This window comes from Arthrobacter sp. JUb115 (genome assembly GCF_004365035.1).
GTDB lineage: Bacteria > Actinomycetota > Actinomycetes > Actinomycetales > Micrococcaceae > Glutamicibacter.
This window is the reverse complement of record NZ_SOBS01000016.1, coordinates 11,919-26,103: the sequence shown is the minus strand read 5'-3', so window position 1 is coordinate 26,103 and position 14,185 is coordinate 11,919. Positions and strand designations below refer to the sequence as shown.

The window sequence follows — 14,185 nt, the reverse complement described above, 5'->3', positions numbered from 1 at the left end:
CCCGAAGATGGGCGCGTGTTCCAAAACGAGAGAGCTAACGCACCTGTCGCCACAGGAATTCGTAGCTGGTCGCCAGCATTTTGGCGGTTGACTCGTTATCCGTTGACCCGGCATGGCCACCGCCCTGTGGCTCGTGGTACCGCACATTGGCAATGCCCAGATCCATCATTTTGGCTGCCATGATGCGTGCCTGCGAAGGGCCGACACGGTCATCAGAAGTCGTGGTCCAAATCAACGAGGCCGGATAGTCATTGGCTGGATGAGGCTGGTCGGTGAGTCGATGCACGGGGGAGAAAGTCCGCAGGAAGTCCCAGTCCCCGGGAACCTGCGGGTCGCCGTACTCGGCAATCCAGGAATGGCCGGCAGCTAGCTGCGTGTAGCGCTGCATGTCCAATAGCGGGACGCCGCAGGAAATTGCTCCGAACAAGTGCGGATAGCCAGAGATCATATTGCCCATGAGCAACCCGCCGTTAGAACGCCCTGTCGCGGCCAAATGCGCGCGGGACGTCACCCGGCGAGCCACCAGGTCCTGGGCGATGGCCGCGAAATCCTCGTAGGCACGATGGCGCTTTTCACGCAGGGCAGCACGATGCCAATCTGGCCCGTACTCGCCACCACCGCGAATGTTGGCCATGACGTATACCGGTTTGCGGCCCTCAACGGTACGCCGCGATAACCAACCGGTGCCCATGGCGGCTGCATAGCCAGGAGTCATGCTGTGCTGGAAACCGCCGTATCCGTCCATCAGCACCGGGTTCTTCCCATCGTGGACCAGGTCGGATGCCGCGACCTGGAAATATGGAACCCTGGTGCCGTCCGCAGAGGACGCAAAATGCTGGGTGACTTCAAAACCACCGGCATCAAAGCGATCTGGCGATTTCTTCACGACCTTTGCTGCCGAACCAACTGTGCCGCGCAACAAGGTAGTAGGGGTAATGAATCCGGTGATGGTCATCCAATAGTCATCGCCATGCTCCGGGTCCTCATCATCAACGGCTCCCACCGAGACGCTGAGCATTGGATCCATCAGCGGCATGTCCGACTGGCTGAAATGATCTGCGAGATCAATAATGCGCACTTGCGAAGCCACATCATGCAATACGGTGAGCAGCAGATAATTGGCCGTAAAGCTCAGTGATTCCAGCGCAGTGTGCGCATCCGGGACGAAGAGAACCTTCTCGATGCTGCCGGACTCGAGGAATTCATCCAGCCGGGCGATAGCCAATGAACCCGCAGCGATCTTCTGGCCCTGGTGTTCCCAATTGGTTTGGGGAGCAAAGAGGACCCACTGCCGGTGCAGGCTGACCTGCACATCGGTTGGAACATCGATCAGATGGTGTTCCCCGTCGATGAGGACACCGGCAGTTGAATTGTAGAAGTCGATGGCATCAGTGGTGACCACGCGTTCGAATCCCGGAGTCGAATCGAAGTAGCCGAAGGCTGCGACATGTTCTCTATCGACTTGGAAGAGAATTGGCGCTTCTTCGATCTCCATGCCGCGGCTGAGCCTTCTCAAGGTATTCGCGTAGGTCGAACGGGTTGTGAACTGCTCGCTGCTGGCGGAACCGACAAGCAAGGTATCGTGGTCAATCCACGAGGCTTGGGTCTTCGCAACGGGAACGTCGAAACCGCCGGCAACGAAGCTCTTGGAGGCCAGATCGAATTCGCGAATGCGCACCTGGTCGCCGCCGTCAGGACTCAAGCGAAGCAGCGCCCGCTGGTAGGCGCCACCGGCCGCTGGACGCAGGAATGCTGAACCAGCGAAATGCCATTCGCGGCCTTCCAGCTGCGCATGCAGGTCAAGATCCAATAGGATTTCCCACTGCGGGTCGTCGCTGAGGTAGGAATTCCAAGTGGTGCGACGCCAAAGTCCGAGACGATGGGCTGAATCGCGCCAGAAGTTGTAGTAGTGATCGCCACGCTTGGTCACCATGGGAATGCGGTCTTGGGCATCCAGGACCGTTTTGATCCGCTCCGCAGTGGCATGGAACGAGTCGTCGTACAGCTCGGACTCGGTACGCTGGGTCTGATCCCGCACCCATTCGAGTGCCATTTCGTCGTGAATTCCTTCAAGCCAGGAATACGGATCAGCGCTTGCAACCTCAGAATCATGCTCAGTCATGGCCATAGTCTATGCGTCTGGCCCATGCCCTGTTCCAAAGGTAATAACCTAGAGGAGTGAACAGCGAGATAGCAAAACCAAAGAACGAGTTCAGCCTGGCCCTTGTCGGGGCAGGCCCACGCGGCACGAGCGTGGTTGAAAGACTCGCTAACTTGGCGTTGAAACTCCCGGCCCAAGGCACCGTTCTGAAAGTTACGGTCTTTGATCCGTTCCCTCCGGGCTCCGGCCACGTGTGGAACCCGAAACAGTCGGAGCATTTCCTGATGAACACCCCGTCATCATTTCCGACAGTGGCCCCCGAACGGTTGGGCGATGAACCGGGGTTGAGCTTTCGCCAGTTCGTCGCACTGCGCGGCGATGGACGCAAGCTCACCGATGAGCATGCCAAGCTGATCGGGCAAATTGAACCTGGCTCCTATCCGTCACGCGCAATCTATGGCGAGTACCTCGAGCACGTGTATGAGCGCAGCGCAGCGATACTTGCCACCCACGAGAATTTCAGCATCGAACATGTAGCCGCAGAAGTCGTTGCGGTCCGCCCCGTCGGCAACGCCTATCAGATCGATTTCCGCAGTAACCTGGAGGGTGCCGAAACCCGTCAGCTGGCCGCTGACGCTGTGGTGCTGGCCTTGGGCCACCAGCCGGCAGAACTGAACCCATGGCAGAAGCAGCTCAAGGAAGCTGCCTCCCAAGCCGGGGCCACCTACCTGCCACCGAATGTTCCAGCGGACCTCGACTACTCCCAGTTCAAGGAGGGCCAGCCTGCGTTGATCCGCGGGTTGGGCTTGAATTTCTTTGACGGCATGGCCGAGCTGACGGCAGGCCGCGGCGGGATTTTCCGTGAAGCCGGCACCGAGCCGGGGCATCGCCTGCAGTACATCGGCTCAGGCCGGGAGCCGGCACTGATCGTAGCTTCGCGCCGAGGTACCCCCTACTGGGGCAAGCCAGTAGTGGAGCAGTTCATTCCTGATGAAATTGAACTACGCTACTTCGACGCTCCGGAACTCATCGGGAGCCTTGCCGAAGCACGCGCCACCAACCCTGCCTCCTCCTTGGTGTTCTCACGCCATATTTGGCCCAAACTGCACCGGGACATCTTGTTCGCCTACTACAGCACCTGCGCTCGCGCGCATGGTGCCCCGGAAGGCCTCGATGAGCGAGAATTCGTTGATCAGCTCGAAGCGATCCTCTCTGCGGAGCACCATGAAGGAAGCCAAGTGTGGCTTAGCGAACTGCGCAAGTTCGTCGGGCAGTTCCCGCAATTGCAGTGGCTCGATGTGCCAAAGCTGGCAAGGCCATTTGAAGAACTCGGGTTCAGCTCCGATGAGCAATACCAGCAGGCAGTACGCGACTACCTCGTGGGCAATGCCCGGCACAGCACCGGCGGGCTAGAAGACCCGTTGTCATGCGCCATCATGACGATGAATGCCGGACGCATGCTGGTCAAGGAGCTGATTGCTTCCGGCGTGATCGACGAGCAGTCGCGCATTGAAGAAATCCAAGCGCACTTCGAGCCACTGGTCGAAGGACTGTCCTCAGGCCCGCCGCTGGAACGCATTGAACAGCTGCTGGCGCTTTCGCGCGCCGGGATAGTAACCTTCCTTGGTCCGGACCCGGAGTTCGGCTTCGACGAGGTTTCCGAGCAATTCACCGCATCCTCGCCCTGGGTAGATGCGGAGGTGCACACTGCGAAGACCATGTGCGAAGCGATGATGCCCAGTAACCGCGTGCTGCAAAATAACGCGGCGCTGATAAAGCAGCTCTTGGGAGATCACGTAGCGCGCGTGCACACTTGGAAGAACACGGAAGGCGAAAGCCTGCCTGGATCCGGTTTCGACGTGGTCGGTGAACCATACCGTCTGGTCAACAGCGATGGGCTGGCGCACCGCGGGCTATTCGTGCTGGGATTGCAATTGTCATCAGCGCAGTGGGGGACCGCTATTGCCGCGCAAGCGGGCGACCTGCGCCACCCCGCGGCCCGAACCTTGCAAGACGCAGCCAACGTAGTGAACGAAGTGGCTCGCCTGGCGGGGCTGATCGCCAACGAAAGATTAAGCGCGGAGCAGCACTAAGCAGTTTGGCGGGCTGATCCATGGATCAGCCCGCCAAACTCGAAAAGCGCGGATGGTATGGGATTTGAACCCATGAGACGGGGTTGCCGCCTACTGGTTTTCAAGACCAGCTCCTTCGGCCGCTCGGACAACCATCCAACCCGAAAAAGTATACGGCATGAACCCCTGTTGAAAGGAATTGAAGGCTATGAACGACGTTATGAACGCCTATATCTACAACCGTGCCGGTGGGCCAGAAGTCCTTGAACTGGTCCAACGGCCAATGCCGGTCCCCGCAGCTGGGGAAGTGCTGGTCAAGGTCGAGGCCTTCGGACTGAACCGCGCGGATGTGCAGCAGCGCAAGGGAGTGTATCCGCCACCTCCCGGAGCCAGCGATATCCCCGGGCTGGAAGTCTCGGGCAGCATCGTGGAGATCGGCGATGGCGTCAGCGGATGGAAACCCGGAGCGCGAGTTGCCGCCCTGCTCGCTGCTGGCGGGTATGCGCAGTACGTCAATGTTCCGGCAGAACTGCTCATCGAAATCCCTGGAACGGTTTCGAGCATCGAAGCCGCCGGGTTGCCGGAAGTCGCCGCCACCGTGGTCTCCAACCTCTTCATCGAAGGCGGACTGGGCCAAGACCAGACGCTGTTGATCCATGGCGGAGCCGGCGGCATCGGCTCCATGGCCATACAGCTCGCCAAGGCCGCTGGCGCCCGCGTCATCGTCACCGCCTCCTCGGCAGAGAAATTGGACTACTGCCGTGCCCTCGGCGCCGACGAGGGGATCAACTACCGGGAAGAGGACTTTTCTGCATGCGTCAAGGAACTGACCGACGCCAGGGGCGTGGATCTGATCCTGGATGTCGTGGGCGCCAAATACCTGGGGGAGAACGTCAAGGCGCTCGCCGTCGGCGGACGGATGGTAGTCATCGGACTGCAAGGCGGAGCCAAGGGAGAACTGAACTTGGGCCTGCTGATGAGCAAGCGGGCGCGGATCATCGGCACAACTTTGCGTTCCCGCCCGCTGCATGAGAAGGCGGAGATCGTTCGCCAGACCATCACCCGCGTGATGCCGCTGCTGGAACAGGGGAAACTGGCACTGAACGTCACCAAGGCCTTTGGATTCCCGGAGCTGGCCGCTGCCCACGAATACTTCGATTCCGGTGAACATACGGGAAAAGTTGTCATAGAGGTTTAAAGCAGCGGGAAACCAGTTGTAAGGTGACTCAGTAGTCATTAATGCGTGACTAGCCTAATAACCGCTGGTCGCGCACATCACTTGCACTGTTCCTAGGAGGTTGCTCGATTTGAGTACCCAAAATACCTTGCCACCAGCGGGTGTCGATCCTGAGGTTGCCGAACGCGAAGAAAAGCGTTGGACCCCCGCCAAGATCGCCATCTGGGTTGCCATCGCGCTGGTTGGCGGAATCGCATGGTCGATTCTCGCCTTCTCGCGCGGGGAAACCATCAATGCCATCTGGTTCGTCTTCGCCGCTGTTGCGACCTACCTGATTGCCTACCGCTTCTATTCGAAGTTCATCGAGCGCAAGATCGCCAAACCCGATGATTTCCGGGCCACCCCGGCCGAATCGGTCAATAACGGCCGTGACTTCGTTCCCACCGATCGCCGCGTGCTCTTCGGCCACCACTTCGCCGCCATCGCAGGCGCCGGTCCGCTGGTTGGACCGATCCTCGCAGCGCAGATGGGCTATTTGCCTGGCACCATCTGGATTATCGTGGGCGTGGTGCTGGCCGGAGCGGTCCAGGACTATCTCGTCATGTTCTTCTCCATGCGCCGTGGCGGACGCTCGCTGGGCCAGATGGCCCGCGAAGAGCTGGGCCTGATCGGCGGCACCGCTGCCCTGATCGCCACCCTGGCTATCATGATCATCATTACCGCCATCTTGGCGCTGGTGGTCGTCAATGCACTGGGCGAATCCGCGTGGGGTGTCTACTCGGTGGGCCTGACCATCCCTATCGCCTTGTTCATGGGCATCTACCTGCGGTTCATCCGCCCGGGCAAGGTCCTGGAAATCTCCATCATCGGCTTCGTGCTGCTGATGTTCGCGATCATTTCCGGCCGCTGGATTGCCGAGTCTGCGTGGGGTGCCGAGTTCTTCCACCTGGATCGCACCACCATCGCCTGGGCCATCATCATCTACGGCATCATCGCCGCGGTGCTCCCGGTATGGCTGCTGCTGGCTCCTCGCGACTATCTGTCGACGTTCATGAAGATCGGCGTCATCGGCCTGCTGGCCGTGGCGATCATCGTCGTCCGCCCGGAAATCGATGTTCCGGCCTTCTCCGAGTTCGCTGGCCGTGCCGATGGCCCGGTCGTTGCCGGGCACATCTTCCCATTCCTGTTCGTGACCATTGCCTGCGGTGCGCTGTCGGGCTTCCACGCACTGATCGCCTCGGGCACCACGCCGAAGCTGGTCGAGAAGGAAAAGCAAACCCGCTTCCTGGGCTACGGCGGCATGCTCATGGAATCCATGGTGGCCATCATGGCGCTGGTTGCAGCGATTTCCATCGACCGCGGCATCTACTTCGCGATGAACTCTTCGGCTGCCGCTACCGGTGGCACGGTGGAAACCGCGGCGGCATTCGTGAACTCGCTGGGTTTGGCCGGCGTTAGCCTGGATCCAAACCAGCTGACCGAACTTGCCAATAACGTGGGCGAGAGCTCGGTTGTCTCGCGTACCGGTGGCGCTCCGACCCTGGCTGTGGGCATTGCGCACATCATGCACCAGTGGTTCGGCGGCACCGCGATGATGGGCTTCTGGTACCACTTCGCGATCATGTTCGAAGCACTGTTCATCCTGACCGCGGTTGACGCCGGTACCCGTGTTGCACGCTTCATGCTGCAGGACACCATCGGCAACTTCTTCCCGAAGTTCAAGGACACCTCGTGGCGTCCGGGCGTGTGGCTGTGCACGTTGATCATGGTTGCCGGCTGGGGCTACATCCTGATCCTCGGCGTGACAGATCCACTGGGCGGCATCAACACCTTCTTCCCGCTGTTCGGCATCGCCAATCAGCTGCTGGCTGCGATAGCGCTGGCCGTGGTGATGACCATCATCGCCAAGCAGAACAACTTCAAGTACCTGTGGGTCGTGGCTCTGCCGCTGGCCTTCACCGTGGTGATCACCTTCGTCGCGAGCTGGCAGAAGATCTTCTCCGCAGATACCAAGGTGGGCTACTTCGCCAACCATAACGCCTACAAGGAAGCTCTGGCCAATGGCGAGACTTCCCTCGGCTCGGCGGGCAGCGTCGAAGCCATGGAGGCCGTGGTCCGCAACACCGGTGTCCAGGGCTGGCTGTCCGTGGTCTTCCTGGTACTGACCGCCATCGTGCTGGTTTCGGCGGTTGTCGCAACCGCCAAGGCCAAGCAGAGCGGTGGTGGCAACAGCACCGAGGATCCTGCCGTGCCATCGAAGATGTACGCACCCGCCGGCTTGATCTCGTCGCCTGCCGAAAAGGAACTTGAAAAGGCTTGGAAGCAAATCCCTGCCGAAGCCCAAGTCCAGCGAGGCGGCCACTAGCCATGGCGACGCTTTTGGAACGCCTTGGGCAAGCCAAGAAGTTTGTCGACGGGGTGCTCGGTGCCGACAAGTACCAACACTACCTGGAACACCATGAACGCAATCATCCTGGCGCCAAGCCAATGACCGAGCGCGAATTCTGGAAGGACTACACCGACTGGCAGGAAAAGAATCCTGAAGGGCGTTGCTGCTGAACGCGACTGGTACCGGCCGTGAGAACCATTGGCGAAAGCGGATGGGGCTCGCGGCCGGTTTCGTTTTATGTCGACCCCGCTGCCGGGAACACTGCGGTGATCCCGGTAGGCTAGAACCAGTAATTCATCGGAATCCACCGGCAGAGAAGTGTAATGGCGTTCTTTTCACGACTGCGCGCTGAGCGTGCTGCTGCTCGCGAACTTGGCGAGGGCGTCTGGCGTCGCGCCCATGACCGTTTCCAGCGGTCATTGGACCGGGTCTTCCAGGTGGTAGAGGGCATCAACGATGACCAGGTTTACAACCAGCTGGTCCGAGAAGCCAATGAGATGGCTGTGCTGTTGCCGACCGTGCGCCAGCTTTGCTGTGCGGCGCATCGGATCACCCCGAGCAATGACGACACGATCCCGCAGCTGACCTCTGCGGCGCATCGTTCGCTGACTAAGGCCGCCAACGATTTGGCGACGACCGCACAGGTCGTAGCGATGATGCGCATGCAGGCCGAAGCCGGCAAGCCGATCGATATCGAAGCCGTGCGCCATCGTGCCATGCTGGTGAAAGAAGACGTCAGCCGGGCCGTGCAATTGCTCGCTTCCAGCGAATAATTGGGTTTTCCCGATCGCTCGCGTGGTGTTCCACCGCGCAGGGCGCATCAGTGGACTAAATTAGTTGCATGACCCAAACAATTCCTGAACTGAAGTTCCTTGACGGAAACACCATCGACCAGCTTGGCTATGGCGTCTGGAAGGTCGCCGACGAGGACGCGGAAGCAGTCGTTGGCCAGGCCATCGACGCCGGCTACCGCCACATCGACACCGCACGCATCTATGGCAACGAAGCTGGCGTCGGCCGCGCAGTTGCAGCCAGCACCGTGCCACGCGAAGACCTCTTCATCACCACCAAGGTCTGGAACTCGGACCAGGGTTTCGAGAAGACCCTCGCCGCAGCGGATGCCTCGCTGGAACGGCTCGGCCTGGAATACGTCGACCTGTACCTGATCCACTGGCTGCAGCCCAAGCGCGGCACCTACGTGGATACGTGGAAGGCACTGATCCAGCTGCAGAAGGACGGCAAGGCCAAGTCCATCGGCGTTTGCAACTTCACCAAGGAAGCACTGGAAGAGCTCTACACCGAAACCGGCGTCCGCCCGGTGATCAACCAGGTCGAAACCCATCCGTACTTCCCGCAGGGCGAGCTGCGCGCCTACGAGGCCGAGCACGGCATCCTGCACCAGTCCTGGTCCCCGCTGGGCCACGGCGGCGAACTGCTCAGCGACCCAGTGCTGGTGGGGATCGCCAAGAAGCATGAAGCATCGGTGGCGCAGGTAGTCATCGCGTGGCATCTGGCGGTAGGCAACGTGGTCATCCCGAAGTCGACCACCGAATCGCGCATCGTCGAGAACTTCGAATCGCTGAACGTGAAGCTGGACGAAGAAGATCTGGCTGCCATCGCTACCCTGGACCGCGGAGCGGAAGGCCGTATCTCGGCTGACCCGGCAACCGCCGACTTCGAGTAAAGAACCTAGGCAGAACAGAAGGCTGCCGGTTTCTTCCGAAACCGGGAGCCTTCTGCCGCAACTGCCTTGTGCCTGGCCTCTAGCAGTCCAGTACGGTTGGTCCAGCGAACAGCGTATCGACGCCTTCGGCGTACAGAACCGAGTCAGGAGCTCGATCAGCGAGAGTGGCGAAACCGGCGGCACGCAGCAGGCCATCGTCGAATTCAACGAGTTGTGCAGGTTGCAGCGGCCACGGTTCATGGTGGTTCCGGCAGTGCAAGGTGCGCCCAAGATGCCGCTGGTGGAACGCCCACTGTGCCGATAGCGCGATGGCGGTCTGCGAACCCGGGGTAATTGGATCGGCACTGGCAGAAGCTTCTACCGGACGCACGACGATGCGGGAACGTGCGCTCGGATTTCCGATGCGCCGTGTTGCATAGCTGATCGTGCCGGCCTTCTTCAGGATCTTCATGGACGACCACTGGTACTTCAACCCGAAGACTGCCCGCGCCATGAGCACAGGTAGCAGGCGTGATGCTTCAAGGTTCAGGAATACCACTGCGCGGCGTCCTTGATTGTCAACGGAATAGAGGCGCACATTGATCTCCGGGAAGTCACCCAACCACGGAATCGCAGGACCGGAGAAGAACGCACTGCGCGACATCTGGAAAGCGACGAGGCCCACCCAAGCGCTGCCGTCGACAATATCTGGCCGGCATCCTTCGGGCATGTACGGCGCCACCTCATCCGGGCTAACCCGCCAATGCAGGAACGCTACTTCGCTCCACCGTTGGCGCATGATCGCGTTGCCGCCTAGCGATGGCGGTTCAGGGGAGTACTGCAAGGATTGCATCAGTTTGGAATTCCTTGGAAATTGCTGTCGAAGGCTTATACCGCTATTGCCGGTCGCGAACCGGGATCGATGATCTGCTGATCGCGGAGTGAAGAATCGTTTGCCGGCTCTGGCCTAATTGAATATCCAAAAGCGCCGTTGGGCAAGATGCGGGATAAGAATGGACTGCGTGGGAATCGAAGACCCCGGGACCAGTCATGAAAATCCATTGAAAATTGCGAAAACCCCGGAATCATGCGGCAAGCGCGATTCCGGGGTTTTCTTCACAACGAGCCCCCTGCCGGATTTGAACCGGCGACCTGCTCTTTACGAGGGAGCTGCTCTACCCCTGAGCTAAGGAGGCCTGTACCTGCAAACAGGCACCACGTCACTTTATCCGAGGAATTGTCTGAACGTCAAAACGGCGACGACATCATCAAGCCCAATCAGCACCGGGTGCCGACTTCGGGGACTTTGCCGTCAATCAGGTACTCATCCACCGCTTTGGTAATGCATTCATTGGAGCGTCCATATGCGGTGTGGCCATGGCCTTCATAGGTCAGCAGGGTCGCGTTATCCAGCTGCTGCGCCAATGCCTCAGACCATGCGTAGGGGGTAGCTGGATCGCCGACGGTGCCAATGACGAGGATCTCATTCGAGCCTTCCGCGTCGAGGACCTCAGGCTTGCCAGTGGCGTCGTGGTCCCAGGCCTCGCAGGTGATGCCGCCGTAGGCGAGATACTTGCCCAAGGTCGGGGCCGCACGCATCAACTCTGTTGCTTCGGCCTGCATCGCTTCTGGACTGGCGTCCATTGGACGGTCCAGGCAATTGATGGCGGTGAAAGCATCGGTGGAATTCGATGCATACGTGCCGTCGCCCTCGCGGTCCGCCGAGAGATCCGCGAAGCCGAGGATCATATCCACATCCGCGTCGTTGACGGCAGCGTTCGTCGCATCGGTCAAAATGGGCCAGCTGGAATCGTCATACAGCGGCAAGATGAAGCCGTTGATGAAGTCGATGATCGGCACTGCACGCCCGTCGCTGGCAGTCATTGGTTCGTTCTCCACCTGCGCAAAGAACTGCTGCAGCTGCACCTTGGCCTCTTCAACGGTTCCAGTGAACGGGCACTCACCGCTTTCAAGGCAATTGGCGAGCCACGCGTCGATCTCCTTCTCGAAGCCAACGGCCTGGGCCAAGGTGAGGTCCGAAGCTGTGCTGGTTGGATCCATGGCGCCATCGAGTACGAAGCGACCCACATTCCGAGGGAACAAATCAGCGTAGGTTGCTCCGAGGAAGGTTCCATAGGAGAAACCGAGGTAGTCCAGCTGTGCATCACCGAGCACAGCACGGATCACGTCCATGTCCTTCGCTGCCGAAACGGTATCGACGTGGCCTAGGAGATTGCCGGTATTGGACGCGCAGTCAGCTGCGTAGTCCTCGGTATCCTCGACAATTTCGTCCTGGTCTTCAGGAACCCAAGCCCGCAGGTTTTCCTGGCGTCCCTCATCGGTCTCGGCACCGCTTTGGCAGGTGACCGGGGAGCTTTCTCCCACGCCTCGCGGATCGAATCCGATGACGTTGTAGGCGCGCTGCAGGTCAGCGCTGAACATGCCTGGTACCGAGGACGCCACCAGATCCAGGCCGGATCCGCCTGGGCCGCCGGGGTTTACCAGCAGATTGCCTGTCGCTCCGTCCACTGCGCGGCGGTTCAACGCCAGATCAATGCTCTCGCCTTCGGGATCGGCATAGTCCAGCGGAACCTCTATGGTGGCGCATTCGATGATGCTGCCGCATTCTTCCCAATCGAGGTCTTGGCTGTAGAAGGATTCCAATCCTTGCGGCGTACTGGCGTTGGGCGCGGACTGCGACGCATCCGATGCGCCGGACTGCGAATCCGCTGTAGTGGAAGAGCAGCCGGCCAGGGTCAAAGCCAGAGCGGTCCCCACTGCGGCCAAGCGCATCATCGGTGAGCGTGCAGGCACTTTTAGTGTCTCCTTGTGATGGGTTAACGGCGTCCCGGCTGCGGCAGCAAACGGGTCATGAGTGCTTCCAGGGCCATGAGCTGGTTGACGTTGGCAGCCAAGCGGCTGCGCGTTTCATTGATGGCATCAAGCTGGGCCAAGGACTTCTCGCTGGACTGTTCCGCTGCGAAACGTTCGAGCTTCTCGCGCAGGTGCTCGTTGATCAGCTCAATTCCGGTATTCAGCTGGATGCTCAAAACATCGCGGAAGAATGTGGTCAGGTCTGTCAGGGTACGGTCCAAGGCATCGAAAGCCGCACGCCGAGCGAATCGCTTGGCATCATCCTCCAGCGCCTTGAACTGTCCACGCAATCCAGCGGGGATGTTCTCCTCTGGGCCCAAGCCGTTGGCGTGGCGCAGCTGGGCAATCTTGTTCTGCAGATCGGTGCCGGTAATGTTCTCGGCACGCTCGCTGGCCAGTTTGGAAATTTCTGCGGCAGCGGCCATCGCCTGCGGCAAGGTGGTGGTGCGCAACGGCAGGGTAACGACTTTTTCACGCTGGATGCGTGCTTGCTCGTCACGGGCCAGCAAACGGGCTACGCCAATGTGGGACTGCGAGACACGGGCAGCGAACAGCGCCTGTTCCGGTTCCAGCCCGTCACGGCGCACCAGAAGATCCGCAACATCCTGGGTGGACGGCACGGAGAGATTTATCGCGCGGCACCGTGATCGAATGGTCACCAGAACATCTGCAGGAGACGGGGCGCTCAGGATCCAGATCATCTTGGCGGGCGGTTCTTCAATGGCCTTGAGCAGCACGTTGGTGCTGCGCTCGGACATGCGGTCGGCATCTTCGATGATGATGATGCGCCAGCGGCCGGTGCCAGCACTTTCCTGTGCACGGGTAATCAGATGGCGGACGTCAGCAATCTGGTACTCGAATTTGTCGGTGGATACGAAAGACACATCCGGGTGCTCCGAATTCATGACCATTTTGCAGTTGGCGCACTGCCCGCAGCCGGCCGGGGCCTGGGTGCACTGCAAAGCCGCCGCGAAAGCCCGCGCCGCGGTGGTACGGCCCGAACCCGGGGGACCGGTGACCAGCCAGGCATGGGTCGGGTTGCCGCGATCAACCTCAGCGGTCAACGTGGCAATGACACGTTCCTGCCCGGCAAGTTCTGCGAAGACTGGCCGGGTCACAGCAAGCCTGCCAAATGCTGCGCAACCGACTGGTGCAGCTGCTCCACGCTGGCGGTGGCATCCAGGACCAGATAGCGCTGCGGATCACGGGCCGCCAAGTCGAGGAAGGCGTTGCGGATGCGTTCATGGAAATCATCCGGCTCGGATTCCAAGCGATCCGAATCCTCCACGCCGCCGCTGGCCGCAATGCGCCGGGCACGTCCCTGCGCGGCGGAGATATCAAGAATGATGGTGGCATCCGGCTTCAGTCCGCCGGTGGCGAAGTCGTTGATCGATGCGACGGCATCAAAGCCGAGGGCGCGGCCCATGCCCTGGTAAGCCAGCGAGGAATCAACGAATCGGTCGCAGATGATGTGGGTGCCGGCTTCCAGCGCGGGGGAGATGACCTGCTGGACATGGGCGGCACGCGCCGCCGAGTAAATCAGGGCCTCGGTACGGGCATCGATCTCGCCGTGGCCGTGTTCGAGCACCAAGGAACGCAGCTCTTCGCTGATCTGGGTTCCGCCTGGCTCACGGGTAGTGGTGACCTTGGCGCCACGGGACTCCAGCCACTGCTGGGCCAGGGCGACCTGCGTGGACTTCCCAGCGCCGTCACCGCCTTCAAAAACGATGAACAAGCCACGGGTTGGGGTACTCGATTCGATACTCACCCCACTAGCCTATCCAAGGACATTTAAAGATGTGCGTTGCAACGGCAGGATGTGCAACGAAAATGCACCCAGTGTGGTGGATCAGTCAGATGAAATGTAGTGAAATCCACCGGCTGGCAGCGTCAAAGGAAGCGTAGAGTT

At 60.2% G+C, this 14,185-nt stretch carries 11 protein-coding genes and 2 tRNA genes; 6 read left to right on the top strand and 7 right to left on the bottom strand.

Going from position 1 to position 14,185, the window contains the following annotated elements:
* Positions 1-34: 34 nt before the first annotated feature.
* The gene (locus EDF61_RS18145; RefSeq protein ID WP_133835071.1) at positions 35-2,122 is read right to left on the bottom strand and encodes a prolyl oligopeptidase family serine peptidase; all 2,088 of its coding nucleotides are present in this window, start codon (positions 2,120-2,122) and stop codon (positions 35-37) included.
* Between the two features lie 56 nt (positions 2,123-2,178).
* Here EDF61_RS18145 and EDF61_RS18140 point away from each other — a divergent pair, with 56 nt between their 5' ends.
* On the top strand, positions 2,179-4,194 hold the full coding sequence (locus EDF61_RS18140) for an FAD/NAD(P)-binding protein (RefSeq protein WP_133835070.1): 2,016 nt from the start codon (positions 2,179-2,181) through the stop codon (positions 4,192-4,194).
* 49 nt (positions 4,195-4,243) lie between these two features.
* On the opposite strand, the gene EDF61_RS18135 is transcribed toward EDF61_RS18140, so the two are convergent.
* Positions 4,244-4,331, bottom strand: a tRNA-Ser gene (locus EDF61_RS18135).
* A 62-nt stretch (positions 4,332-4,393) separates the two neighbouring features.
* Here EDF61_RS18135 and EDF61_RS18130 point away from each other — a divergent pair.
* The 5 genes from EDF61_RS18130 to EDF61_RS18110 all read left to right on the top strand — a co-directional run bounded on the left by EDF61_RS18130 (position 4,394) and on the right by EDF61_RS18110 (position 9,423).
* Complete coding sequence (locus EDF61_RS18130; RefSeq protein ID WP_166650880.1) at positions 4,394-5,371, top strand: NAD(P)H-quinone oxidoreductase; 978 nt, start codon at positions 4,394-4,396, stop codon at positions 5,369-5,371.
* Between the two features lie 109 nt (positions 5,372-5,480).
* Positions 5,481-7,715, top strand: coding sequence for a carbon starvation CstA family protein (locus EDF61_RS18125; RefSeq protein WP_388024215.1), 2,235 nt, complete (start codon positions 5,481-5,483; stop codon positions 7,713-7,715).
* A gap of 2 nt (positions 7,716-7,717) precedes the next feature.
* A complete protein-coding gene (locus tag EDF61_RS18120) occupies positions 7,718-7,909 on the top strand; it encodes a YbdD/YjiX family protein (RefSeq protein WP_073707480.1) in 192 nt (63 codons plus the stop codon).
* Between the two features lie 153 nt (positions 7,910-8,062).
* Positions 8,063-8,512 carry a hypothetical protein gene (locus EDF61_RS18115; RefSeq protein WP_105662501.1) on the top strand — a complete coding sequence of 150 codons (450 nt, stop codon included), beginning with the start codon at positions 8,063-8,065 and terminating at the stop codon, positions 8,510-8,512.
* 68 nt (positions 8,513-8,580) lie between these two features.
* The gene (locus EDF61_RS18110; protein ID WP_133835068.1) at positions 8,581-9,423 is read left to right on the top strand and encodes an aldo/keto reductase; all 843 of its coding nucleotides are present in this window, start codon (positions 8,581-8,583) and stop codon (positions 9,421-9,423) included.
* A 79-nt stretch (positions 9,424-9,502) separates the two neighbouring features.
* Here the strand turns inward: EDF61_RS18110 and EDF61_RS18105 are convergent, their stop codons facing one another.
* The 5 genes from EDF61_RS18105 to tmk form a co-directional block, all read right to left on the bottom strand.
* Positions 9,503-10,255: a YqjF family protein gene (locus EDF61_RS18105; protein WP_133835067.1), complete on the bottom strand. Its 753-nt coding sequence runs from the start codon at positions 10,253-10,255 to the stop codon at positions 9,503-9,505.
* Between the two features lie 271 nt (positions 10,256-10,526).
* Positions 10,527-10,598 (bottom strand) — tRNA-Thr (locus tag EDF61_RS18100).
* An 82-nt stretch (positions 10,599-10,680) separates the two neighbouring features.
* Positions 10,681-12,216, bottom strand: a complete 1,536-nt coding sequence (locus EDF61_RS18095; RefSeq protein ID WP_286172348.1) for an alpha/beta hydrolase — start codon at positions 12,214-12,216, stop codon at positions 10,681-10,683.
* Positions 12,217-12,239: 23 nt separating this feature from the next.
* Positions 12,240-13,394 (bottom strand): DNA polymerase III subunit delta', encoded by a 1,155-nt coding sequence (locus EDF61_RS18090; RefSeq protein WP_133835066.1) that lies wholly within the window; start codon positions 13,392-13,394, stop codon positions 12,240-12,242.
* Positions 13,391-14,044, bottom strand: coding sequence for a dTMP kinase (tmk, locus tag EDF61_RS18085; RefSeq protein ID WP_133835065.1), 654 nt, complete (start codon positions 14,042-14,044; stop codon positions 13,391-13,393). The genes EDF61_RS18090 and tmk overlap by 4 nt, the downstream gene beginning before the upstream one ends.
* Positions 14,045-14,185: the final 141 nt, after the last annotated feature.

Bases quoted from the DNA above. Each gene is read 5' to 3' on its own strand.
- EDF61_RS18145 (WP_133835071.1), bottom strand. From the start codon at position 2,122: ATGACTGAGCATGATTCTGAGGTTGCAAGCGCTGATCCGTATTCCTGG.
- EDF61_RS18130 (WP_166650880.1), top strand. From the start codon at position 4,394: ATGAACGCCTATATCTACAACCGTGCCGGTGGGCCAGAAGTCCTTGAA.
- EDF61_RS18120 (WP_073707480.1), top strand. From the start codon at position 7,718: ATGGCGACGCTTTTGGAACGCCTTGGGCAAGCCAAGAAGTTTGTCGAC.
- EDF61_RS18115 (WP_105662501.1), top strand. From the start codon at position 8,063: ATGGCGTTCTTTTCACGACTGCGCGCTGAGCGTGCTGCTGCTCGCGAA.
- EDF61_RS18110 (WP_133835068.1), top strand. From the start codon at position 8,581: ATGACCCAAACAATTCCTGAACTGAAGTTCCTTGACGGAAACACCATC.
- EDF61_RS18105 (WP_133835067.1), bottom strand. From the start codon at position 10,255: ATGCAATCCTTGCAGTACTCCCCTGAACCGCCATCGCTAGGCGGCAAC.